This is a genomic window from Acidovorax sp. GW821-FHT10E04 (assembly GCF_059415185.1).
In genome coordinates, this window is record NZ_JBWKMT010000006.1 from 203,013 (window position 1) to 227,157 (window position 24,145).

Genomic DNA, 24,145 nt, shown 5'->3' on the forward strand with positions numbered 1-24,145 from the left:
GGATAAGCGCTGGCAGGGGTTTTGTCTTATTTCTCGGTGTCCACCAGGCCCTTGACGAACCAGCGCTGCATGACCACCACCACGAAGGCCGGAGGCAGCATGGCCAGGAGGGCCGTGGCCATCACGATGTTCCATTCGTTGCCCGCGTCGCCGCCTGCCAGCATGCGCTTGATGCCGATCACCACGGGGTACATGTCTTCCGAGGTGGTCACCAGCAGCGGCCACAGGTACTGGTTCCAGCCGTAGATGAACTGGATCACGAACAGCGCGGCAATCGAGGTGCGCGACAGCGGCACCAGGATGTCCTTGAAGAAGCGCATGGGGCCCGCGCCGTCCACGCGGGCGGCTTCCACCAGTTCGTCGGGCACCGTGAGGAAGAACTGCCGGAACAGGAACGTGGCGGTGGCCGACGCGATCAGCGGCACCGTGAGGCCCGCATAGGTGTTGAGCATGCCGAGGTCCGACACCACCTGGTAGGTGGGGCCGATGCGCACTTCCACCGGCAGCATCAGCGTGATGAAGATCAGCCAGAAGCAGATGCCCTTGAAGGGGAAGCGGAAGTACACGATGGCGAACGCAGACAGCAGCGAGATGGCGATCTTGCCCAGCGTGATGACGATGGCGGTGACGAAGCTCACCCACATCATGCGCGCCACCGGCGCGGTGGAGCCCGCGCCCGTGCCGCCGCCGAACAGGGCGTCGTGGTAGGTCTGCCAGAAGTTGCCGCCGGGCACCATGGGCATGGGCACCTGCACGATGTCCTGCGCGGTGTGGGTCGAGGCCACGAAGGCCAGGTACAGCGGAAAGCCGACGATGATCACGCCCAGCACCATGATGAGGTGCGAGAACGCGGTGAGATAAGGACTGCGCTCTACCATGCGAGGGCTCCAGGAGAGAGGGGCGATGAAGAAGACATGCGTGAATTAAGGAGGGCCAATGCGCGTGCCACCGCGGAACCGGCTTTGCCGGGCCGCTGGAGGCGCCCCCTCGAGGGGGAGGCGCCACAGGCGCTTCGGGGGGGAGTCATCTAGTACTGCACTTTCTTCTCGACGTAGCGGAACTGGATCACGGTGAGCACCACCACGATCACCATCAGCACCACCGACTGCGCGGCCGATCCGCCCATGTCCATGGCCTTGAACCCATCGTGGTACACCTTGTAGACCAGGATGGCGGTATCGCGGCCCGGGCCGCCCTGCGTGGTGGCGTCCACGATGGCGAAGGTGTCGAAGAAGGCATACACCACGTTGATCACGAGCAGGAAGAACGTGGTGGGCGAGAGCAGCGGAAACTGGATGCTCCAGAACCTGCGCCAGGGGCCCGCGCCATCAATGGCTGCGGCTTCGATGAGCGACTTGGGGATGGACTGCAGGCCCGCCAGGAAGAACAGGAAGTTGTAGGAGATCTGCTTCCACACCGCGGCGATCACGATCAGCGCCATGGCGTGGTCGGAGTTGAGCATGTGGTTCCAGTCGAAGCCCGACTGGCGCAGCATGTAGGCCACCACCCCGAGCGACGGCGAGAACATGAACATCCACAGCACGCCCGCCACGGCGGGTGCCACGGCATAGGGCAGCAGCAGCGCGGTCTTGTAGACCATCGCGCCCTTGATGATGCGGTCGGCGAAGATCGCCAGGATCAGCGACAGGCTGATGCCGCTGACCGCCACCAGGATCGAGAAGAAGGCGGTGGTCTTGAACGACGCCAGATAGCCGGGGTCCTGGAACAGGTCCCGGAAGTTGTCGAAACCGACCCATTCCCTCGAGAAGCCGAAGGAATCCTGCATCTGGAACGACTGCACCAGGGCCTGGCCTGCGGGCCAGAAGAAGAAGACGCTGATGATGGCCAGCTGGGGTGCCAGAAGCACCCACGGCAGCCACGCAGAGCGAAAGAGAACGCGTTTTTCCATGTCCAGACTCTCAAAAAATGCCCCCGTGCTGGCTGTTGCGCAGGGGCGCTGCCCCTTCGGGGGGCCGCTTTTTGCCCCGGGGCAGCCCGGCGGCAAAAAAAGACAACCCGCCGCCCAGTGAACCGCAGGGGTTTACAGGGGCGGCGGGCTTTCGATGTCCCCAGGCCGCAAGGGCCCGGTCGCATCCATAGGCGCTCGTCAGAACTTACTTGTTGGCGCGCGCGAACCGGGCCAGCTGTTCGTTGCCGCGGGTCACGGCCGTGTCCAGCGCCTCCTTGGGGGTCTTCTTGCCCGACCAGATCTGTTCGGTTTCCTCGTCGATGATGGAACGGATCTGCACGAAGTTGCCCAGGCGGATGCCGCGCGACTTGTCGGTGGCCTTGCGGATCATCTGCGTGACGGCGACGTCGGTGCCGGGGTTCTTTTCATAGAAGCCCGAGGCTTCGGTGAGCTTGTAGGCGGCCGTGGTCACGGGCAGGTAGCCCGTGCGCTGGTGGCTGGCCGCCTGCACCTTGGTGTCGTTCAGGAAGTTCAGGAAGTCGGCCACGCCCTTGTACTCTTCGGACTTCTTGCCGGCCATCACCCAGAGGCTGGCGCCGCCGATGGCGGTGTTCTGGGGCGCGCCCTTCACGTCGGCGTAGTAGGGCAGGGCCGAGATGCCATAGGCGAACTTGGCTTCCTTGGCCACGCGGGCGTACAGGCCCGACGAGCCCGTGATCATGGCGCACTCGCCTGAGGGGAAGGAGGCGTCCGGCACATTGCCGCGGCCCTTGTAGACGAAGCTGCCGTCCTTGGAGGCCTTGGCCAGGTTCTCGAAGTGGCGCACGTGCAGCGGCGTGTTGATCTGCAACTGGGCGTCGTTGCCGTCAAAGCCGTTGTTCTTGGACGCGAACAGCGTGTTGTGCCACAGCGAGAAGCTCTCCAGCTGCGTCCAGCTGATCCAGCTCGTGGTGAACGGGCAGCTGTGGCCGCTGGCCTTGAGCTTGGACGCGGCGGCGAACACCTCGGGCCATGTCTTGGGCGGGGTGTTGGGGTCCAGGCCCGCCTTCTTGAAGGCGTCCTTGTTGTAATAGAAGATGGTGGTGGAGCTGTTGAGCGGGTAGCTCAGCATCTGGCCGTTGGGCGCGGTGTAGTAGCCGGCCACGGCCGACACGTACTGGGTGGGGTCGAACTTGAAGCCGCCGTCGTTGAGCACCTTGGCCGCGGGCACGATGGCACCCTTGCTGGCCATCATGGTGGCGGTGCCTACTTCGAACACCTGGAGGATGTGGGGTGCATTGCCCGCACGGAACGCGGCGATGGCGCCCGTCATCGATTCGTCATACGTGCCCTTGTAGGTGGGCACGACCTTGTACTTGGTCTGGCTCGCGTTGTACTGTTTTGCCAGGTCGTTGACCCAATCGCCGAGCGCTGCGCTCATCGAATGCCACCACTGAATCTCGACCGGCGCCTGAGCCTGGGCTTGTGCAGGCAGGCACGCCGACATGGCGATGGCAGCGCAGACCGCCAGATGCTTCGTTTGCATGAATATTTCCTCCGAAGATGACAAAAAGCACAAGGGCCGGATGCTATGCAGCCGATGTGACATTGATATGTCGTTGTCGCATGAGCCTGTCGCTTGCAACAACCGGGGAAACCCCTTGGGGTCCCCATGAGGGAAGCGATTGTGACTCTTTTGTGACAAGGTGTGGCGCATTTGCCGAGGCTTGCAAGGTTTTGTGCAATGCACCATGCTGTCGGTCGCGCGCAGGCCTCTGCCGCGCCGGTTCGTTCGCGTCGTCGCGCGCCGGTTGCTTTTCCCCCTCTCCTCCTTCTTCCTTATTGCCATGGCCATCAATTCGCTGGACAAGAACAAGATCAAATTCCTGTTGCTCGAGGGCATCCACCCTTCCGCGGTGGATGTGATCCGTGGTGCCGGCTACACCCAGATCGAGACGGTGTCCGGCGCGCTGCCCGACGACGAACTCAAGCGCAAGATTGCCGACGTGCACTTCGTGGGCATCCGTTCGCGCACGCAGCTCACCGAGGAGGTGTTTGCGCAGGCGCACAAGCTGGTGGCCGTGGGCTGTTTTTGCATCGGCACCAACCAGGTGGACCTGAACGCGGCGCGCGAGCGCGGCATTGCCGTTTTCAATGCCCCGTATTCCAACACCCGTTCGGTGGCCGAGCTGGTGCTGGCCGAGGCCATCCTGCTGCTGCGCGGCATTCCGGAGAAAAACGCGGTGGCTCACCGTGGGGGCTGGCTCAAGTCGGCCGACAACGCCTATGAGATCCGGGGCAAGACGCTGGGCATCGTGGGCTACGGCTCCATCGGCACGCAGCTGTCGGTGCTGGCCGAGGCCATGGGCATGCAGGTGGCCTTCTTCGACGTGGTGAGCAAGCTGCCCCTGGGCAACGCGCGCCAGGTGCAGCATCTGCACGACCTGCTGGGCCAGAGCGACATCGTGAGCCTGCACGTGCCCGAGCTGCCGTCCACCGAGGGAATGATCGGCGCGGCCGAGATCGCCGCCATGAAGCCCGGCGGCATCCTCATCAACGCCGCGCGCGGCACGGTGGTGGATATCGAGGCCCTGGCCGGGGCCCTCAAGGCCAAGAAACTGCTGGGCGCCGCCATCGATGTGTTCCCGGTGGAGCCGCGCACCAACAAGGACGAGTTCCAGTCGCCCCTGCGCGGGCTGGACAACGTGATCCTCACGCCCCATGTCGGCGGCTCCACCATGGAGGCGCAGGCCAACATCGGCCTTGAAGTGGCGGAAAAGCTCGTGAAGTACAGCGACAACGGCACCAGCACCTCGTCGGTCAATTTCCCCGAGGTCGCGCTGCCCGCGCACCCTGGCAAGCATCGCCTGCTGCACATCCACCGCAACGTGCCGGGCGTGCTGTCGGAGATCAACCGCATCTTCTCGGACAACCAGATCAACATCTCGGCCCAGTACCTGCAGACCAACGAGAAGATCGGCTACGTGGTCATCGACATCGACGCGGCCTCGTCCGACCTGGCGCTGGACAAGCTGGCGAAGGTCGGCGGCACGCTGCGCAGCCGGGTGCTGTTCTGAACGGGGGGTTTTGCCTGGGCGGGGCGGGCGCCGGCAAGGGAAGGCACGGTGGCATAAAATCACGCCCCCACCCCAGGTAGACCCCCATGAATGTTCCGATTGCGTTGGCTGCCTTGCAGATGCAGGCTGCCGAGCCCGTGCGTCTGCGCGAGATTCCCTATAACTACACCTCGTTCTCCGACCGGGAGATCGTGATCCGCCTGCTGGGGTCCCCGGCCTGGGACGTGCTGGACCAATTGCGCAAGGAGCGCCGCACCGGGCGCTCCGCCCGCATGCTGTACGAAGTGCTGGGCGATATCTGGGTGGTGCAGCGCAACCCCTACCTGCAGGACGACCTGCTGGACAACCCCAACCGCCGCAAGCTGCTGGTCGATGCCCTGCAGCACCGCCTGGCCGAGATCGACAAGCGCCGCACCCCCGACGACGACGCCGGGCGCGACCGCCTGGTCGGCGAGCTGGTGGTGGCGGCGCGCCGCGCCGTGGCCGAATTCAACGCCACCTTCGAGCAGGCCGCGCAGCTGCGCCGCCAGATCCAGAAGACCCTGGGCCGCCTGACGGCCAAGGACAACATCAAGTTCGACGGCCTCTCGCGCGTGAGCCACGTGACCGACGCGACCGACTGGCGCGTCGAGTACCCGTTCGTGGTGCTCACGCCGGACACGGAAACCGAGATGGCAGGCCTGGTCAAGGGCTGCATCGAACTGGGCCTGACCATCATTCCCCGCGGAGGCGGCACTGGCTACACCGGCGGCGCCATCCCGCTGACGTGGAAAAGCGTGGTCATCAACACCGAAAAGCTCGAAGCCATGACCGAGGTGGAGATGCGCCGCCTGCCGGGCATGGACCGCGAAGTGGGCACGGTGTGGACCGAGGCCGGCGTGGTCACCCAGCGCGTGGCCGATGCGGCCGAGCGCGCAGGTTTTGTGTTTGCCGTGGACCCGACCAGCGCCGAGGCGTCGTGCATCGGCGGCAACATCGCCATGAACGCGGGCGGCAAGAAGGCCGTGCTGTGGGGCACGGCGCTCGACAACCTGGCCAGCTGGCGCATGGTCACGCCCGACGCCCAGTGGCTCGAGGTGACCCGCCTGGACCACAACATGGGCAAGATCCATGACGTGGAGACGGCCACCTTCGAGCTGCAGTACTTCGAGGCCGACGGCAAGACGCCCGTGCGCACCGAGCGCCTGGCCATCCCGGGCCGCACCTTCCGCAAGGAAGGCCTGGGCAAGGACGTGACGGACAAGTTCCTCTCGGGCCTGCCCGGCATCCAGAAGGAAGGCTGCGACGGCCTGATCACCAGCGCGCGCTGGGTGGTGCACCGCATGCCCGAGCACACGCGCACCGTGTGCCTGGAGTTCTTTGGCAACGCCAAGGACGCCGTGCCCAGCATCGTGGAGATCAAGGACTTCATGTTCGCCGAGCAAAAGCGCTCGGGCGTGCTGCTGGCCGGCCTGGAGCACCTGGACGACCGGTACCTGAAAGCGGTGGGCTACGCCACCAAGAGCAAGAAGCACGGGGGCGGCCTGCCCAAGATGGTGCTGTTCGGCGACATCGCGGGCGACAACGCCGACGACGTGGCGCGCATCACCAGCGAGGTCGTGCGCATCGCCAACTCGCGCAGCGGCGAAGGCTTCATCGCCATCAGCCCCGAGGCGCGCAAGAAATTCTGGCTGGACCGCAAGCGCACGGCCGCCATCAGCCGCCACACCAACGCCTTCAAGATCAACGAAGACGTGGTGATCCCGCTGCCGCGCATGGCCGAGTACACCGACGGCATCGAGCGCATCAACATCGAGCTGTCCCTGCGCAACAAGATCAAGCTGTGCGACGCGCTCACCGAGTTCTTCGAGCGCGGCAACCTGCCGCTGGGCAAGCACGACGACGCGAGCGAAATCCCCTCGGCCGAACTGCTGGAGGACCGCGTGGCGCAAGCCCTGGCGCTGGTGGCCGAGGTGCGCGCGCTGTGGGCCGGCTGGCTGCAGGATGTCGAACCCCTGTTCCCGCAGCTGCAGGACCACACCCTGCGCGCGAGCTGGAAGACCCAGTTGCGCGCGCCGCTGTCGGGCATCTTCGCGGGCGCGGCGTTCCAGCCCATCCTGGACGAAGCCACGGCCATCCACAAGCGCGTGCTCAAGGGCCGAGTCTGGGTGGCGCTGCACATGCACGCCGGCGACGGCAACGTGCACACCAACCTGCCGGTCAACAGCGACGACTATGAAATGCTGCAGACCGCGCACGAGGCGGTCGAGCGCATCATGGTGCTGGCGCGCAGCCTGGACGGCGTGATCTCGGGCGAGCACGGCATCGGCATCACCAAGCTGGAGTTCCTGACCGACGCCGAGCTGCTGCCGTTCGCGCAGTACAAGCAGCGGGTGGACCCCGAAGGGCGCTTCAACAAAGGAAAATTGCTCCGAAATCAGGAGCTGCCTGCGCTGGATGGGAAAGCGCTGGAGGCCCATCTGGCTTCCAGGCCGGCTTCCAGGCCCGCCGTCTTGCATGCCGACCTGACCAATGCCTACACGCCCAGCTTCGGCCTCATGGGGCACGAGTCGCTGATCATGCAGCAGAGCGACATCGGCGCGATCGCCGATTCGGTCAAGGACTGCCTGCGCTGCGGCAAGTGCAAGCCCGTGTGCTCCACGCACGTGCCGCGCGCCAACCTGCTCTACAGCCCGCGCAACAAGATCCTGGCCACCTCGCTGCTGGTCGAGGCGTTTTTGTACGAAGAGCAGACCCGCCGCGGCGTGAGCATCAAGCACTGGCAGGAGTTCGAGGACGTGGCGGACCACTGCACGGTGTGCCACAAATGCGAGAGCCCCTGCCCGGTGAAGATCGACTTCGGCGACGTCACCATGAACATGCGCAACCTGCTGCGCAAGATGGGCAAGAAAACCTTCCGGCCTGGCAACGCGCTGGCGATGACCATGCTCAACGCCACGAATCCGGACACCATCAAGTTCATGCGTTCGGCCATGGTGGACGTGGGCTTCAAGGCCCAGCGCCTGGCCGTGGACCTGCTGCGCAAGGTGGGCCGCAGGCAGACGGCCAAGCCGCCAGCGACGGTGGGCACGGCGCCGATCAAGGAGCAGGTGATCCACTTCATCAACAAGAAGCTGCCCGGCGGCCTGCCCAAGAAGACGGCGCGCGCGCTGCTCGACATCGAGGACAAGGACTACGTGCCCATCATCCGCGACCCGCAGGCCACCACGGCCGAGACGGAGGCGGTGTTCTACTTCCCCGGCTGCGGGTCGGAGCGCTTGTTCTCGCAGGTGGGTCTGGCCACGCAGGCCATGCTGTGGCATGCGGGCGTGCAGACCGTGCTGCCGCCGGGCTACCTGTGCTGCGGCTACCCGCAGCGCGGCAGCGGCCAGTTCGACAAGGCCGAGAAGATGATCACCGACAACCGGGTGCTCTTCCACCGCGTGGCCAACACGCTCAACTACCTCGACATCAAGACCGTGGTGGTGAGCTGTGGCACCTGCTACGACCAGCTGCAGGGCTACGAGTTCGGCAAGATCTTCCCGGGCAGCCGCATCATCGACATCCACGAGTACCTGCTGGAGAAGGGCATCCAGCTGCAGGGCAAGGGTGCCTACCTGTACCATGAGCCTTGCCACAACCCCATGAAGCTGCAGGACTCGATGAAGACCGTGAAGGCGCTGGTGGGCGAGCAGGTCTTGAAGAGCGAGCGCTGCTGCGGCGAGTCGGGCACGCTGGGCGTGACGCGCCCGGATGTGTCCACGCAGGTGCGCTTCCGCAAGGAAGAAGAAATCAAGAAGGGCGAGGCCCAGCTGCGTGCCAGCGGCGCAGTGGGAGCGCAGGACAACGTGAAGATCCTCACCAGCTGCCCCAGCTGCCTGCAGGGCCTGAACCGCTACGAAGGCGACCTGAACAACGGCCTGCTCGAAGCCGACTACATCGTGGTCGAGATGGCGCGCGAAATCCTGGGCGAGAACTGGATGCCGGACTATGTGCAGCGCGCCAACAACGGCGGCATCGAGCGGGTGCTGGTGTGACGGCCTGCCCGTTGTGCGCTGAAGACGGTGGCGCACTGGTCTGGCGCGGTGAGCGCCTGCGTGTCATCCGTGCGCAGGAGGCGGGGTTTCCTGCCTTCTACCGCGTGGTCTGGAATGCGCATGTGGCCGAGTTCTCTGACCTGGCTGCTGCCGAACGTGCCCACTGCATGGAGGCCGTGACGGTGGTGGAGCAGGCCCTGCGCCAGCACCTGTCGCCCACCAAGGTCAACATCGCGGCGCTGGGCAACATGGTGCCGCACCTGCACTGGCATGTGTTTGCGCGGTTTGACTGGGACAGTCACTTTCCCTCACCCGTGTGGGCGGCTGCGCAGCGCCCCAGCCCTGTGGCGCAAGAGGCTTCCGTGCAGGCGCTGCTGCCAGCGCTGGAAAGCGCCTTGCGCCAGCAACTGGCGACCCTGGCTACTGCGTGACTGGCGCTCTGTCAGGAGTCGGTGCGTCTGCCGGCCCTCTGGGCGGTGGGGTCTGCGGCGGGTGGGACAATCACAACCGCCTTTTCTGACAACAGTTTTCTCACAGGTGAATCCATGGCAGGTTTGAAAGCGGGCGCGCCCACGCCGCAGGCAATCACGGTGCACGAAGCATCACGGGTGCTCGAAGTGGGGTTCTCCGATGACGCCACGTTCCGCATTCCGTTTGAGCTGATGCGGGTGTATTCACCGTCGGCCGAAGTGCAGGGTCATGGCCCGGGCCAGGAAGTGCTGCAGACGGGCAAGCGGGAGGTCACGCTGGTCAACCTGGAGCCCGTGGGCAACTACGCCGTCAAGCCCACGTTCTCGGACGGCCACGACAGCGGCATCTTCACCTGGGACTACCTCTACGAACTGGGCCAGAAGCAGGACGCGCTGTGGACGCAGTACACCGAGCGCCTGGCCGCGGCGGGCGTGGACCGCGACGCGCCGATGGCGCCCAAGGGTGGTGCAGGCGGGCATGCCTGTGGCGGTCACTGAAGGGCAGCCCCTAAGCCCTTGTTGACCAATGTGCTATTGAAAGAAGAGCTGCCAGCGCAATATAGGCAAGCGGTAGCGGCTGTTTTCTCTTTGATGGCGTTGTCCTAATTGCGACACAAGCCCCATTTCAGTGCGGGGTTGTCGCTGTACCTCTGGCGCTTGCGCGCCTAGCATGATTCTTATGAGCACCACACATTTTGGTTTTCAGTCGGTCGACGAGCAGGAAAAGGCGCGCCGCGTGCGTGGCGTGTTCGATTCGGTCGCCTCCAAATACGATGTGATGAACGACCTCATGTCGGCCGGCCTGCACCGCGCCTGGAAGGCCTACACCGTGATGGTGGCCAACCTCGGCGAGGGCAGCCAGGTGCTGGACATCGCGGGCGGCACGGGCGATCTCGCGCTGGCATTTTCGAAGAAGGTGGGCGCCACGGGGCGCGTGGTGCATACCGACATCAACGAAGCCATGCTGCGCGTGGGCCGCGACCGTCTCATCGATGCGGGCGTGGTGCTGCCCACGCTGGTCTGCGATGCCGAAAAGCTGCCGTTCCCGGATGCGCATTTCGACGTGGTGAGCGTGGCCTTCGGCCTGCGCAACATGACGCACAAGGACCAGGCCATCGCCGAGATGTGCCGCGTGCTCAAGCCCGGCGGCAAGCTGCTGGTGCTCGAATTCTCGAAGGTGGCCAAGCCGCTGGAAAAAGTGTACGACTGGTATTCGTTCAAGGTGCTGCCCCAGCTGGGCAAGCTGGTGGCGGGCGACGATGCCAGCTACCGCTACCTGGCGGAGTCCATCCGCATGCACCCGGGACAGGAAGAACTCAAAAGCCTCATGCAGAAAAATGGCTTTGGGCATGTGGACTATCACAACATGACGGGGGGAATCGTGGCCCTGCATGTTGGAATCAAGTGCTGAGTGAGCGTTTCGCTCGGTCATTAACGGAGACGGAGAAGTCATGATGAAACTGTGGTCTGTGGTGTTGGTCGCGATGCTGGCGTTTGCACACGCCGATGCCGACGCCCGGCGACTGGCTGGCGGCAAATCGGTGGGCAAGCAGTCGAGCAATGTGACGCAGCGCGAGTCGGCAACGCCGCCCGCAACGCCGGGGGCTCCGGCACAGAACGCGACCAATGCGGCAGGCGCCAAGCCGGCCACGGCGGGCGCGGCACCTGCCGCCGCGGCTGCGAAGAAGCCCTGGGGCGCGATGCTGGGTGGCCTGGCCGCGGGCCTGGGCCTGGCCTGGCTGGCCAGTTCGCTGGGCCTGGGCGCAGGGTTCGGCAATATTTTGATGATCGCGCTGCTGGCGCTGGCCGCGTTCGCCATCTTCAAGATGGTGATGCGCGCGCGCAGTGGCGCCAGCCAGGGCGGTGGTGCCGCTGGAGGCGCGCCGTTCGCCTTCCAGGGGGCAGGGGCCGCCTCGCCGGTGGCGGCGCAGGTGCCTCCGCAGTACAGCCCCAACAACGTGGGCAACGACGCCTCGGCGCGCCCCTGGGAGCGCAGCAGCATGGCGTTCGATGCCTCGCGCGCAGCGCAGGGCGGGGCCGGCACGGGTGTGGTCATCGGTTCGGGTCTGTCGGGCTCGCAGAACTGGGGCGTTCCGGCCGATTTCGACACCGAAGGGTTCCTGTCCGCCGCCAAGCGCAACTTCGTCACGCTGCAGGCCGCCTGGGACCGCTCGGACATCACCACGCTGCGTTCCATGATGACGGACAGCATGCTGGACGAGATCCGCACCCAGCTGACCGAGCGCGAAGCGCACCGCGGCGTGCAGCCTAACCACACGGACGTGGTCATGATCGAGGCCCAGCTGCTGGGCATCGAGGACCTGGGCGACGGCTACATGGCCAGCGTCGAGTTCTCTGGCATGATCCGCGAGGAACCCTCCGCGGGCCCGAGCCCGTTCCGCGAGGTCTGGAACATGACCAAGCCCAAGGCGGGCAGCAGCGGCTGGCTGGTGGCAGGGGTGCAGGCCCTGCAGTAATAAAGGAGATACCCCCATTTGGGGCTATCCCAGTTCAGGGAATAATCGGGGACTATGGCAACACCACAGTCCCCTTTTTCGTTTCTGGACGGCCTCTTCGAGCGTGTGGCCGCCGGCCCCCAACCTCCGCAGTGGCTGGTGCACGAGATGCAGCAGCGCATGGTGCTGTTCCTCAACCATGTCCTCATGCAGGAAAAGGAGGCCACCGACCGCCTGGTGCGCCAGAAGGGGCGCATCGCCCGCGTGCAGTGGCGCGCCTATTCGATGGCGCTTGTCATCACGCCCGCAGGCCTGTTCAACCTGGCGCCCGAGACCGCGGCGCCCGACCTGCGCCTTGAAGTGACCGAGAGCTCGCCGCTCACGCTCGCCCAGGCGGTCCTGCGGGGGGACAAGCCCTCCATCCGCATCGAAGGCGATGTGCAGCTGGCCGCCGAGATCAACTGGCTGGTCGACCATGTGCGCTGGGATGTCGAGGAAGACCTCGCACGCGTGATCGGCGATGCCCCGGCGCACACGGTGGCGCAGGTTGCGCGCCGCGCCGCGCAGGCGCTGCGCCAGTTCGTGGGCGCGCGCGTGGCGCCGTCGTCCTTTGCGGCCGTGCCCGTGCCCCCCATGCCGGCAGCGCCGGCCAGCGGCTCCGACCGGGCCGGCGCATGAAGCAATTCCTGCGGGGCGCCGCCATCCTCTGGGTGGGGTTCCGGTACGGCCTGGACGGCCTGGTGCTCGACAGCTTCCAGAAGCCCTGGCTGCGGCCGGTGTCGCGCATCCTGTCGTTCGGGCGCAACCTGGACGCCCCCCGGGGCCAGCGGCTTCGCCTGGCGCTGGAGCGGCTGGGGCCCATCTTCGTCAAGTTCGGCCAGGTGCTTTCGACCCGGCGCGACCTGCTGCCGCCCGACGTGGCCGACGAGCTCGCCCGGCTGCAGGACCGCGTGCCCCCGTTCGATCCCGAGGTCGCGATCGCCACCATCGAGCGGGCGTTCCGCAGGCCCGTGGATGAGGTCTTCACGTCCTTCGATCGCGTGCCGGTGGCCAGCGCCTCGATCGCGCAGGTGCACTTCGCCACGCTGCGCGACCGCCACGGCATCGAGCGCGAGGTGGCGGTCAAGGTGCTTCGCCCCGGCATGCTGCCGGTGATCGAGAAAGACCTGGGCCTCATGCGCATGATGGCCGGCTGGGTGGAGAACCTGTCGGCGGATGGCAAGCGCCTGAAGCCCCGCGAGGTGGTGGCCGAGTTCGACAACTACCTGCACGATGAGCTGGACCTGGTGCGCGAGGCCGCCAACGCCGCGCAGCTGCGCCGCAACATGCAGGGGCTGGACCTGGTGCTGATCCCCGAGATGTTCTGGGACTTCTGCCACCCCGAGGTCATGGTGATGCAGCGCATGAACGGCGTGCCCATCAGCCAGACGGAGCGCCTGCGCGATGCCGGGGTGGACATCCCCAAGCTGGCGCGCGACGGCGTCACGATCTTCTTCACCCAGGTGTTCCGCGACGGCTTCTTCCACGCCGACATGCACCCGGGCAACATCCAGGTGAGCCTGGACCCGGCGACCTTCGGGCGCTACATCTCGCTCGACTTCGGCATCGTGGGCACCCTCACCGAATCGGACAAGGAGTACCTCGCGCAGAACTTCGTGGCGTTCTTTCGCCGCGACTACAAGCGCGTGGCCGAACTGCACATCGAAAGCGGCTGGGTGCCGCCCGAAACGCGGGTCAACGATCTGGAATCGGCGATCCGCGCGGTGTGCGAGCCGTACTTCGACCGGCCGCTCAAGGAAATCTCGCTGGGCATGGTGCTGATGCGGCTCTTCCAGACCTCGCGCCGGTTCCATGTGGAAATCCAGCCCCAGCTCGTGCTCCTGCAAAAGACACTGCTCAACATCGAAGGCCTGGGCCGCGAGCTCGACCCTGAGCTGGACCTGTGGAGCACGGCCAAGCCCTTCCTGGAGAAGTGGATGCTCGAGCAGATGGGACCGCAGCGCGTACTGCGCGAGCTGCGCGCCGAGGCGCCGCACTACGCCAAGCTGATTCCCGAGCTGCCCCGGCTGCTGTACGACTACCTGCGCCACAAGCCGCAGGACCATCGGCGCGAGCTGCTGGAACTGCTGGCTGCGCAAAAGCGCACCAACCGCCTGCTGCAGGGCATCATCTACGTGGGCGCGGGCTTCGTGCTGGGCCTGCTGTCGCTGATGCTGGTACAGCAGTTGCAAGTGCTTCTGCGTTTCCGGATTTTCTAGGTTTCCCTTCCCCACCCCTTCGCGACATCGAGGAGCATGCCGTGCTGTTGACCCTGGTCATTGTCTATCTGTTGATCACCATCGCCATCGGCCTGCTGGCAGCCCGGCGAGTCAAGAATGCCGCGGATTTCGCCATTGCAGGGCGCCATCTGCCGCTGTACATGATCATCACCACCACGTTTGCAACGTGGTTCGGCTCGGAAACGGTGCTGGGCATCCCGGCCAAGTTCATCGAGGGCGGGCTGGGCAACGTGGTCGAAGACCCCTTCGGCGCCGGCTTCTGCCTGATCCTGGTGGGCCTGTTCTTCGCGGGCAAGCTCTACCGCATGACGCTGCTCACCATCAGCGACTACTACCGCGAGCGCTATGGCCGCACGGTGGAGATCGTCTGCTCCCTCATCATCATGCTCAGCTACCTGGGCTGGGTGTCTGCCCAGGTCACGGCGCTGGGGCTGGTGTTCAACCTGCTGTCGGCCGGCGCCATCAGCATCCCCGTGGGCATGACCATCGGCGTGGTCTCCATCCTGGCCTACACGCTGTTTGGCGGCATGTGGTCGGTGGCGGTGACCGACTTCATCCAGATGATCATCCTGGTGGTGGGGCTGGCCGTGATCGCGGTGTTCGCGGGCAACATGGCGGGCGGTGCCGGCAAGGTCATCGAGTTCGCGTCCAGCCGCGAGCTGTTCCGCTTCCTGCCCGAGCCCAAGTTCCATGACGTGGTGTTCTTCATCGCGGCGGGGGTCACCATGATGTTCGGCTCGATTCCGCAGCAGGACGTGTTCCAGCGCGTGATGTCGGCCAACAACATCCAGGCCGCCACGCGCGGCCCGGTGATCGGGGGCATCTGCTACATCCTGTTCGCCTTCGTGCCCATGTTCCTCGTGGCCAGCGCGCTGATCATCATGCCCGCCGAGACGGCCGAGCTGCTCAAGGACGACCCGCAGAAGGTGCTGCCCACGCTGGTGCTGTCCAAGATGCCCTTCGTGATGCAGGTGCTGTTCTTCGGCGCGCTGCTCTCGGCCCTCAAATCCACCGCGTCGGCCACGCTGCTGGCGCCCAGCGTCACGTTCACCGAGAACATCTGGCGCCAGTTCCGCCCGCACAGCTCGGACAGGCAGCACCTGCGCACCATGCGCGTCACCACGCTGGTGTTCAGTGCGCTCGTGCTGGCGTATGCCATCTACATGCAGGGCACGTCGATCTATGAGCTGGTGTCCGGCGCCTATCAGGTGCCGCTGGTGGGGGCCTTCGTGCCCCTGGTGTTTGGCCTGTACTGGAAGCGCGCCACGACGCAGGGCGCCATCTTCGCGATCGTGCTGGGCTTGCTGACCTGGCTGCTGTTCCTGGCCACGCCCGCGGGCGCGGTCTTCCCCGCCCAGCTGGCAGGGCTGCTGGCCGCGCTGGCGGGCATGCTGATCGGCTCGCTGGGCCCGCAGGCCATCCGCAACAGCCATGCGGCGCACCACAGGCTCGTCGGCACGGAGTGACACGGTGGCCGGGGGCATGCCGCCTATAATTGAGGGTTTTGCACTTTCCCTCAACACTCTGACATGCCTATCTACGCCTACAAATGCGGCTCCTGCGGCCATGCCAAGGATGTGCTGCAAAAAATCTCCGACGCGCCCCTGACGGTCTGCCCCGCCTGCGGCGCGCAGGCCTTTTCCAAGCAGGTGACCGCGGCGGGTTTCCAGCTCAAGGGCTCCGGCTGGTATGTGACGGATTTCCGCGGCGGCAACGGCGGGAATTCCGCCCCCGCCACCGAGGCCAAGCCGGAGTCGAAGTCCGACGCGCCCGCTCCCGCCAGCACCGGAGATGCTCCTAAAAAAGAAGCGTCCAGCGCAGCTGCACCAAGCGCTGGCGGCGGTTCAACCTCCACAACCCCTTCGTCGAACTGAGTACCTTCATGGCTGCCTTGCGCAAATGGCTGTTGACCGGCCTTCTGGTGATCGTGCCAGGGGTCATCACGGCGTGGGTGCTCAACTGGATCGTGAGCACGCTCGACCAGACCCTGCAGATCCTGCCGGGCGCATGGCACCCCGACAAGCTGCTGGGAATCCACATTCCCGGCTTCGGCGTGGTCCTCACGCTGCTCATCCTGCTGGTGGTGGGCGCCATCGCCAGCAACTTCGCGGGCCGCAAGCTCGTGCAGTGGGGCGATGCCCTGGTGCACCGCATCCCGGTCGTGCGCTCCATCTACTCCAGCGTCAAGCAGGTGTCGGACACGCTGTTCTCCGAAAGCGGCAACGCGTTTCGCAAGGCCGTGCTGGTGCAGTGGCCGCGCGAGGACGTCTGGACCGTGGCCTTCGTCACCGGGGCGCCCAACGGCGAGGTGGCGGCATACCTGCGCGACGAATTCGTGAGCGTGTACGTGCCCACCACGCCCAACCCCACGGGCGGGTATTTCGTGATGCTGCGCAAGAGCGACTGCGTCGAGCTCGACATGAGCGTGGACGCCGCCCTCAAATACATTGTTTCGATGGGCGTGGTCGCTCCGGCGGACCCGACGCTCGTTTCATCCAAGTAAGTAATCCCCTTAACGCGCCCCCTGGGCGCCGGAAGTTTCTGCCATGGCCATGCGTTCCCACTATTGCGGTCTTGTGACCGAAGCCCTGATGGGCCAAACCGTCACCCTGTCGGGCTGGGTGAACCGTCGCCGCGACCATGGCGGCGTGATCTTCATCGACCTGCGCGACCGCGAAGGCTACGTGCAGGTGGTGTGCGACCCGGACCGCGCCGAGATGTTCAAGACCGCCGAAGATGTGCGCAACGAGTTCTGCGTGCAGGTCAAGGGGCTGGTGCGCCCCCGTCCTGACGGCACCACCAACGACAAGCTCAAGAGCGGCCAGATCGAAGTGCTGTGCCACGAGCTGAACGTGCTCAACCCCTCGGTCACGCCTCCGTTCCAGATGGACGACGAGAACCTGTCGGAGACCACCCGCCTCACGCACCGCGTGATGGACCTGCGCCGCCCGCACATGCAGCGCAACATGATGCTGCGCTACAAGACGGCCATCCAGGTGCGCAACTTCCTGGACAAGGAAGGCTTCATCGACATCGAGACGCCCATGCTGGGCAAGAGCACGCCCGAAGGCGCGCGCGATTACCTGGTCCCGAGCCGCGTGCACGATGGCCAGTTCTTCGCGCTGCCCCAGTCGCCCCAGCTGTACAAGCAGATGCTGATGGTGGCCGGCTATGACCGCTACTACCAGATCACCAAGTGCTTCCGCGACGAAGACCTGCGCGCCGACCGCCAGCCCGAGTTCACGCAGATCGACTGCGAGACCTCGTTCCTGGGCGAGGAAGAGATCCGCGCGATCTTCCAGCGCATGATCGCCGAGGTGTTCCAGACCCAGCTGGGCGTGGATCTGGGCGAGTTCCCCATCATGACCTATCAGGAGGCGGCGTTCCGCTTCGGCTCCGACAAGCCCGACCTGCGCGTGAAGCTCGAATTCACCGAGCTGACCGAAGTGATGAAGGACGTGGACTTCAAGGTGTTCTCCGCGCCCGCCACCACCAAGGGCGGCCGCGTGGTCGCCCTGCGCGTGCCGGGCGGCGCGCAGATCTCGCGCGGCGAGATCGACGCCTACACCGAGTTCGTGAAGATCTACGGCGCCAAGGGCTTGGCCTGGATCAAGGTCAACGAGGTGGCCAACGGCCGCGAAGGCCTGCAGTCCCCCATCGTCAAGAACCTGCACGACGCAGCCATCGCCGAGATCTTGAAGCGCACCGGCGCCCAGGATGGCGACCTGCTGTTCTTCGGTGCCGACAAGGAAAAGATCGTCAACGACTCCATCGGCGCACTGCGCCTGAAGGTCGGCCACAGCGACTTTGGCAAGAAGAACGGCCTGTTCGAAAGCCGTTGGGCACCGCTGTGGGTGGTGGACTTTCCGATGTTCGAGCATGACGAAGAGAACGACCGCTGGGCCGCAGTGCACCACCCCTTCACGTCGCCCAAGGATGGCCATGAGGACCTGATGGACACGGACCCTGGCAAGTGCATCGCCAAGGCCTACGACATGGTGCTCAACGGCTGGGAGCTGGGTGGCGGCTCGGTGCGTATCCACCGCGCCGATGTGCAAAAGAAGGTGTTCGATGCCCTCAAGATCACGCCCGAAGACGCACAGGCCAAGTTCGGCTACCTGCTGGACGCGCTGCAGTACGGCGCGCCTCCGCATGGTGGCCTCGCCTTCGGCCTGGACCGCCTGATCACGCTGATGACCGGTGCCGAGTCGATCCGCGACGTGATCGCCTTCCCCAAGACCCAGCGCGCCCAGGATCTGCTCACGCAGGCGCCTTCGCCGGTGGACGAAAAGCAGCTGCGCGAGCTGCACATCCGCCTGCGCAACCCCGACGCCATCAAGGCGGCCTGATCCGGGGCATCCGCCAGATCGATCCCGCAGATGCACTCCGGCGGCATCGCACCACAAAGCGGCAGGGGCCTCGGCCCCATGCCGCTTTTTTCTTGGCTGGTTCCCCAGCGTTGAAAGGAAGCCTTCCATGCGTTCCATGACGATCCCGGCCCTGCTGGCAGGGGTGTTGCTGCTGGCCCTGGCGGGCTGCGGCGAAAAGAAGACCGAACTGGGCCAGGGCGGCTCGGTGGTCACCGGTTCGGCCGGGCCCCAGGGCGCGCAGAACGCCGCCCGCGAGCTGGTCCGCTGCGAAGCACCCGTGGCCACGCTGGCGCTGGCCGAGAACCCCAACGGCTACACCGTGGGTTCGGGCTACCACCTGCCGGCATCCCCCGTGCCCCTGGTCAAGCTGCTGGCGCAGCAAAGCGGCTGCTTTCGCGTGGTGGACCGCTCGGCCGGCCTGCGCGGCACCATCCAGGAGCAGGACCTGAAGGACTCCGGCATCCTGCGCAAGAACAACTCCACCGTGGCCAAGGGCAAGGGCTATGAGGCGCAGTACACGCTCACCCCCAGCCTGACCTTCAGCGAGCAGGATGCGGGGCGCGGCCTGGCCGGGGTGATCGCGATGATTCCGGTGCTGCGCGACATTGCCGGCCTGGCCGGTCTGGTGGAGCAGGTCAAGTTCAAGGAGGCGCAGACGGCCCTGCTGCTGTCCGACAACGAAACCACCGAGCAGGTGGCCGCGGCCACCGGGGCGGCACGCACCACCGACCTGGGGGTGGGCGGGCTCGTGTTCGGCAAGCTCGGTGGCGCGGCGGGGGCGGGCTGGAGCAATACCAACGAGGGCAAGGTCATCGCCGCGGCGTTCCTGGATGCGCACAACCAGCTGGTGGTGCAGGTGCGTGCGCTGCAGGCCAAGGAATTGCCCCCGCCCGTGCCCACCACCGCCGCCGCCACGCGCTCCAGGGGCGGGTGAGGAGGGCGCCATGGTGGCAGCGCAGCGGCCCTGCAAGCTCCCGGAGTCGGTGCTGGTGGTGATCCACACCCCGGCGCTGGAGGTGCTGCTGATTCGCCGCGTGGGCGGCGAGGGGCACTGGCAGTCCGTCACCGGCAGCAAGGACCGCCTGGAGGAGCCTTTTGAGGAGACGGCCCGCCGCGAGGTGGCGGAGGAAACCGGCATCGATGCGCGGTCACCCGGCTGCGTGCTGACCGATTGGGCGCTGGAGAACGTCTACGACATCTGGCCGCAGTGGCTGTACCGCTACGCGCCCGGCGTGGTGCGCAACCGGGAGCGTGTGTTCGGGCTGCGCGTGCCTTCAGGCACCCCGGTCGTGCTCAGCCCGCGCGAGCACGATGCGTTCCGGTGGCTACCCTGGCAGGCCGCCGCGGACGCCTGTTTTTCCGCGTCGAACGCCGAAGCCTGCCTGCTGTTGCCCCGGTTCGCCGGGCAGGCCTGAGGCTTGGGGGGCGCCAGGCGCGTCGCCGATGGCACCGGAGGGGCGTCCGTCCAGCGGCGCGTCCCCGGGTTCTCAGACCGGCCGCAGGCGCAGCGCGGCCGCGGGGTCGGGAGGGTCGGGAGGGTCGGCGGGGTCGGGGGCCAGGCTGTCCTGGGGCGGCGACGGGATGCGGGTGGGCTCATCGCCTCCGCCGCGCACGCGCAGCACCACGCCGCCGGGCCGGCGTTCGCTGTCCTGCCCCAGGATCGCCCGCGTGGGCGCGGTGCCCACACGCGTGCGCAGCGCGTCGATGGCGTCCTGCAGAGTTTCGGGCGAGGCCATGCGCGCGCGGTGGCGCAGCAGCACCTGCTGGGACATGTCCACCAGCTTGGAGTTGAGCGTGTGCCCGGCCTGCTGCAGCAGGTGGTTCACGGCGCCCGCCGGGTCGCCGGCCAGGCTTTGTGCCATGGCGGCCTCGGCGGTCTTGTTGATCTGCACGAGGCAGTCGCGCACCATCTCTCCGTAAGGTGTGTGCAGGCCGCAGGCGTTGGCCAGCAGCTCGGTCAGGCCCCGCGTGTTGGCGTAGCGCATGCCCAGCGCGCGCACCCAGCCCTCGCCCTCGGACAGGTCGATCGAGGTGACCGCGAGCACGGCCAGCAGGCTGCCCAGGTTGCACGCGGCCTCGAAGTCGAAGCCGCTGGAGGTGATCTCGCCGGCCATGCCGCGCACGGATTCCACGGCCTGCGAGAACTGGCGCTGCTGGATGAGCTGCAGCGTGCGCGCCACCGCCGCGAAACGCCGGATGCGGGCGCTGGACTCGTGCCGCTCCAGGATGCGGCCAAAGTCGGCCATGCAGCGCTCGATGCCCTTGCGGTCGTTGTCGGCGAAGTACGAGAACGTGAGCAGCACCAGCGACTGGAAGTCGAACAGCTTGGAGTCGATGCCCAGCACGGCCGCCCGTGCCAGCACCTTGGTGGCGGTTTCGCGGTCGCCCATGTAGTACGACATCATCCCCAGCTTCTGCAGCCGCACCACCGAATCCGGCGTGAGGCCGCTGGCCGTGCGGTAGGTCTCGATGGCCTGCGAGAAGTTGCCCAGTTCCACTTGCGCGCGGCCCAGCACGTCGTAGGCGTCGGCGAAGGAGGCGTCCTCGCCGATCAGCTCCTGCAGCGTGGTGATGGCCCGCGCCGCCTGCCCGGATTCGATCTGCGCGCGTGCCACCCCGAGCTTGGCCCAGGGCAGGGCGCGGGCGGCGATCACGGCCTCGAACAGCGTGCGGGCCTCGTCGTGGCGGGACAGGCGCAGCAGCAGTTCGGAGCCGATGCGCGCGGCATACAGCCAGTAGGGCTGGCGCGATTCGAAGCGCTCCACGCACAGCTGCGCGGCACGCTCGAAATCCTCGGCCTCGATGGCGTCGAAGATCGGGCGCAGATGGATCTTGCGCAGGCGCGCCAGGCTCAGGCGCTCGAAGAGCGCGCTGGGCGTGAAGGGCTTGAGCAGATAGCCGTCGAGCGCGGACTCGGCGGCCTCGGCCACGGCGGCGTACGAGGCCTCGGACGTGACCATGAAGAACACGGTGGAGAAGGGCAACAGCTGCGCGCGCCGCAGGTCGTCCAGCAGGGTCTGGCCCGAATAGCCCGATTCGCCGAAATACTGCTCGCACAGTACGTAGTCGAACACCGTGTGCTCCAGCCGGCTGCGCGCATCCTGCACCCGGGTGCACTGCACGATGCGGGTCACGCCGTACTCGCGCAACTGGCCCACGAGGATGCTGCGGGAAGTGGCATTGCTGTCGACGATCAGCGCCAGCACCGCAGGCGCGGCGGATGGGTCGTTCTCGGTAGCCATCAGGGTGTGTGCCGGCCCGCCACGGCGGGGGAGTGGAGTGCAACCAAGTGTAAGCCGCCGCCGCGGCTTTCAGCGTCGGGCAAACCCGCAGCCAGCGCGGCTTGCGACACAATCAGGACATGGAACACGACGATATTCTGCGGGTGGCCACCTACAACATTCACAAGGGCGTGCAGGGCATCGGGCCCGCGCGCCGGCTGGAGATCCACAACCTGGGCCTGGCGGTGGAGCAGCTCGACGCCGACATCGTCTGCCTGCAGGAGGTGCGCAAGCTCCACCGGCGCGAGGCGACCTATTTTCAGCGCTGGCCCGAACTGCCCCAGGCCGAGTTCCTCGCGCCCGAGGGCTACGAGGCCGTGTACCGCACCAACGCCACCACCAAACACGGAGAACATGGCAACGCCCTGCTGTCGCGCTGGCCCGTGATCGGGCACCAGCACGAAGACATCTCGGACCACCGCTTCGAGCAGCGCGGGCTCTTGCATGTCGAGGTGGATGCCCACGGGCGGCGCATCCACGTGATCGTGGTGCATCTGGGGCTCATTCCCGGCAGCCGCATCCGCCAGATCGAACGCCTGCAGCGCTTCATCGAGCGCGAGGTGCCGTCCGGCGCGCCCGTCGTGGTGGCCGGGGACTTCAATGACTGGGGCCAGCAGGTCAAGCGCATGCTGGCCGGCTTTGCGCTGCACGAGTTCGACGCGCCGCGCACCTTCACCTACCCGGCGCGGCTGCCGCTGGCGCAGCTGGACCATGTGTACGTGCGCGGCCTCACGCCGCTGTCGCTGCATGTGCCGCGCGGCCGCATCTGGTGGCGCATGTCCGACCACCTCCCGCTGATCGCCGAGTTCAGGCTATGACCCCCGTTGTGCCGTTCGCGGCGCCTTCCTCCCTGGAAGGGGCGACGCCCCCGCCGGGCGACGGGCTTCCGAAATGAGAAGAAAGCCTTTCGCGCGGGCCCATGGGGCAGGATTTTCCGACGACCACCAGGTGCGCCTGCTGCAAGGGGCCGAGGAGCTTTTTCCCGCGCTGATCCAGGCCATGGACGCCGCCCTGTCGGACATCCAGTTCGAGACCTACATCTTCGACTTCACCGGCGCGGGCGCCGCCGTGGCCGAGGCCCTGATGCGCGCGGCGCAGCGCGGCGTGCGCACGCAGCTGGTGGTGGATGGCGTGGGCACGGGCGCCTTGCCCCACGGCTGGGCGCAGCGCCTGCAGGCGGCCGGCGTGCAGTACCGCGTGTATTCGCCGCTCGGCCCCCTGGGCCTGCTGCTGCCACACCGGTGGCGGCGGCTGCACCGCAAGCTGTGCGTGGTGGACGGCTGCATGCTGTTTTGCGGCGGCATCAACGTGCTGGACGACTTCCACGACCCCAACCACGGCGCGCTGGAGGCGCCGCGCTTTGACTTCGCGGTGCAGGCCACGGGCAGCCTGGTGGCATCGGCCAGCGAGACCATGGACCAGCTGTGGTGGCGCATGCAGGCGGTGCGCGACGCGCGCCAGCGCCGCCTGCCCGAGGCCCTGCAGGCCTTGCGCGCCGCCAGCGCGGCCAAGCATGCGCTGCAGGCCGCCGAGGCCGGCCCGCCCATGCGCGCCGCGCTGGTGCTGCGCGACAACGTGCGCAACCGCAGCCGCATCGAAAAGGCCTACCGCCGCGCCATCGGCGCCGCGCGGCACGAAGTCATCATCGCCAACGCCTATTTCATGCCCGGCGGCAAGCTGCGCCGCGCGCTGGTGATGGCGGCGCGCCGGGGCGTGCGGGTGCGCCTGCTGCTGCAAGGGCGCTACGAGTACTTCATGCAGTACCACGCGGCACGGCCCGTGTATGGCGCGCTGCTGGAGGCGGGGGTGGAGATCCACGAATACGCGCCCAGCTTCCTGCACGCCAAGGTGGCCGTGATCGACGCGATGGGCGACAGGCCCTGGGCCACGGTGGGCTCGTCCAACCTCGACCCCTTGAGCCTGCTGCTGGCGCGCGAGGCCAACGTGGTGGTGGAGGACGCCGCCTTTGCCACCGACCTGCGCCAGCGCCTGGTGCATGCGATGCAGCATGCCGGCCGGCGCATGGACCCGGCGCGCTACGCGGGCCGCCCGCTGCGCCAGCGCGTGCTGGACCGCATTGCCTTCGGCCTCATGCGGCTGGCGCTGTGGATCACCGGAAAAAGCTATTGAGCCCCCCTGAGCGGCTGCGCCGCTTTCCCCCCGGGGACGCCACCCCGCGGCCCGGCAAAGCCGCTTCCACGGTGGCACTGGCGTGGGGCGGCGCCGTTGGCAAGTATTGCTATGAATAACATAGCTGCTGGCGCTTTGCCATCAAGCGGTGGAGGTCAAAAACCTTTGAAATCTGCGG

Annotated in this window: 20 protein-coding genes; 16 read left to right on the forward strand and 4 right to left on the reverse strand. The window is 66.6% G+C overall.

Translation table 11 applies throughout. The features are described 5' to 3' along the window. Nucleotides 1–26: 26 nt before the first annotated feature. The 3 genes from ugpE to ugpB all read right to left on the reverse strand — a co-directional run bounded on the left by ugpE (nucleotide 27) and on the right by ugpB (nucleotide 3,434). Complete coding sequence (gene ugpE / locus AC07OC_RS19970) at nucleotides 27–878, reverse strand: sn-glycerol-3-phosphate ABC transporter permease UgpE (RefSeq protein WP_218293491.1); 852 nt, start codon at nucleotides 876–878, stop codon at nucleotides 27–29. 149 nt (nucleotides 879–1,027) lie between these two features. Beyond that, nucleotides 1,028–1,909, reverse strand: coding sequence for a sn-glycerol-3-phosphate ABC transporter permease UgpA (gene ugpA, locus AC07OC_RS19975; protein ID WP_218293492.1), 882 nt, complete (start codon nucleotides 1,907–1,909; stop codon nucleotides 1,028–1,030). A 205-nt stretch (nucleotides 1,910–2,114) separates the two neighbouring features. Continuing rightward, complete coding sequence (ugpB, locus tag AC07OC_RS19980; protein WP_218340308.1) at nucleotides 2,115–3,434, reverse strand: sn-glycerol-3-phosphate ABC transporter substrate-binding protein UgpB; 1,320 nt, start codon at nucleotides 3,432–3,434, stop codon at nucleotides 2,115–2,117. 301 nt (nucleotides 3,435–3,735) lie between these two features. Here ugpB and serA point away from each other — a divergent pair, with 301 nt between their 5' ends. The 14 genes from serA (at nucleotide 3,736) to nudB (ending at nucleotide 19,971) form a co-directional block, all read left to right on the forward strand. Then, entirely contained in the window at nucleotides 3,736–4,965 is a 1,230-nt protein-coding gene (serA, locus tag AC07OC_RS19985) for a phosphoglycerate dehydrogenase (protein WP_218293494.1), read from the forward strand. A gap of 86 nt (nucleotides 4,966–5,051) precedes the next feature. Beyond that, complete coding sequence (locus AC07OC_RS19990) at nucleotides 5,052–8,981, forward strand: DUF3683 domain-containing protein (protein ID WP_494602018.1); 3,930 nt, start codon at nucleotides 5,052–5,054, stop codon at nucleotides 8,979–8,981. Nucleotides 8,982–8,992: 11 nt separating this feature from the next. Next, a complete protein-coding gene (locus AC07OC_RS19995; protein WP_255591741.1) occupies nucleotides 8,993–9,412 on the forward strand; it encodes an HIT family protein in 420 nt (139 codons plus the stop codon). 114 nt (nucleotides 9,413–9,526) lie between these two features. Further along, the gene (locus AC07OC_RS20000; protein WP_218293497.1) at nucleotides 9,527–9,949 is read left to right on the forward strand and encodes a gamma-butyrobetaine hydroxylase family protein; all 423 of its coding nucleotides are present in this window, start codon (nucleotides 9,527–9,529) and stop codon (nucleotides 9,947–9,949) included. 181 nt (nucleotides 9,950–10,130) lie between these two features. Further along, a complete protein-coding gene (ubiE, locus tag AC07OC_RS20005; RefSeq protein ID WP_218293498.1) occupies nucleotides 10,131–10,862 on the forward strand; it encodes a bifunctional demethylmenaquinone methyltransferase/2-methoxy-6-polyprenyl-1,4-benzoquinol methylase UbiE in 732 nt (243 codons plus the stop codon). A gap of 40 nt (nucleotides 10,863–10,902) precedes the next feature. Next, nucleotides 10,903–11,928 carry a Tim44 domain-containing protein gene (locus AC07OC_RS20010; protein ID WP_218341535.1) on the forward strand — a complete coding sequence of 342 codons (1,026 nt, stop codon included), beginning with the start codon at nucleotides 10,903–10,905 and terminating at the stop codon, nucleotides 11,926–11,928. 54 nt (nucleotides 11,929–11,982) lie between these two features. After that, a complete protein-coding gene (locus AC07OC_RS20015; RefSeq protein WP_218341534.1) occupies nucleotides 11,983–12,585 on the forward strand; it encodes a hypothetical protein in 603 nt (200 codons plus the stop codon). Next, on the forward strand, nucleotides 12,582–14,165 hold the full coding sequence (gene ubiB / locus AC07OC_RS20020) for a ubiquinone biosynthesis regulatory protein kinase UbiB (protein ID WP_218293501.1): 1,584 nt from the start codon (nucleotides 12,582–12,584) through the stop codon (nucleotides 14,163–14,165). Before AC07OC_RS20015 ends, ubiB begins: the two co-directional genes overlap by 4 nt. Before the next feature lie 41 nt (nucleotides 14,166–14,206). Beyond that, nucleotides 14,207–15,652 (forward strand): high affinity choline transporter 1, encoded by a 1,446-nt coding sequence (locus AC07OC_RS20025; protein WP_218341533.1) that lies wholly within the window; start codon nucleotides 14,207–14,209, stop codon nucleotides 15,650–15,652. A gap of 63 nt (nucleotides 15,653–15,715) precedes the next feature. Continuing rightward, nucleotides 15,716–16,060, forward strand: a complete 345-nt coding sequence (locus AC07OC_RS20030) for an FmdB family zinc ribbon protein (protein WP_369641678.1) — start codon at nucleotides 15,716–15,718, stop codon at nucleotides 16,058–16,060. 8 nt (nucleotides 16,061–16,068) lie between these two features. Then, nucleotides 16,069–16,689, forward strand: coding sequence for a DUF502 domain-containing protein (locus AC07OC_RS20035; RefSeq protein WP_494602021.1), 621 nt, complete (start codon nucleotides 16,069–16,071; stop codon nucleotides 16,687–16,689). 43 nt (nucleotides 16,690–16,732) lie between these two features. Beyond that, nucleotides 16,733–18,535 carry an aspartate--tRNA ligase gene (gene aspS, locus AC07OC_RS20040; RefSeq protein ID WP_218341531.1) on the forward strand — a complete coding sequence of 601 codons (1,803 nt, stop codon included), beginning with the start codon at nucleotides 16,733–16,735 and terminating at the stop codon, nucleotides 18,533–18,535. A 136-nt stretch (nucleotides 18,536–18,671) separates the two neighbouring features. After that, entirely contained in the window at nucleotides 18,672–19,490 is an 819-nt protein-coding gene (locus AC07OC_RS20045; RefSeq protein WP_370627873.1) for a CsgG/HfaB family protein, read from the forward strand. A gap of 10 nt (nucleotides 19,491–19,500) precedes the next feature. Then, nucleotides 19,501–19,971 carry a dihydroneopterin triphosphate diphosphatase gene (nudB, locus tag AC07OC_RS20050; RefSeq protein WP_218293507.1) on the forward strand — a complete coding sequence of 157 codons (471 nt, stop codon included), beginning with the start codon at nucleotides 19,501–19,503 and terminating at the stop codon, nucleotides 19,969–19,971. Nucleotides 19,972–20,043: 72 nt separating this feature from the next. Here nudB and AC07OC_RS20055 read toward each other — a convergent pair whose 3' ends face one another. After that, nucleotides 20,044–21,798, reverse strand: coding sequence for a response regulator (locus AC07OC_RS20055; protein WP_494602023.1), 1,755 nt, complete (start codon nucleotides 21,796–21,798; stop codon nucleotides 20,044–20,046). 119 nt (nucleotides 21,799–21,917) lie between these two features. On the opposite strand from AC07OC_RS20055, the gene AC07OC_RS20060 reads away from it, so the two are divergent. Both AC07OC_RS20060 and clsB read left to right on the forward strand, forming a co-directional pair. After that, the gene (locus AC07OC_RS20060) at nucleotides 21,918–22,655 is read left to right on the forward strand and encodes an endonuclease/exonuclease/phosphatase family protein (protein ID WP_218293509.1); all 738 of its coding nucleotides are present in this window, start codon (nucleotides 21,918–21,920) and stop codon (nucleotides 22,653–22,655) included. 73 nt (nucleotides 22,656–22,728) lie between these two features. Further along, complete coding sequence (clsB, locus tag AC07OC_RS20065; RefSeq protein WP_218293510.1) at nucleotides 22,729–23,967, forward strand: cardiolipin synthase ClsB; 1,239 nt, start codon at nucleotides 22,729–22,731, stop codon at nucleotides 23,965–23,967. Nucleotides 23,968–24,145: the final 178 nt, after the last annotated feature.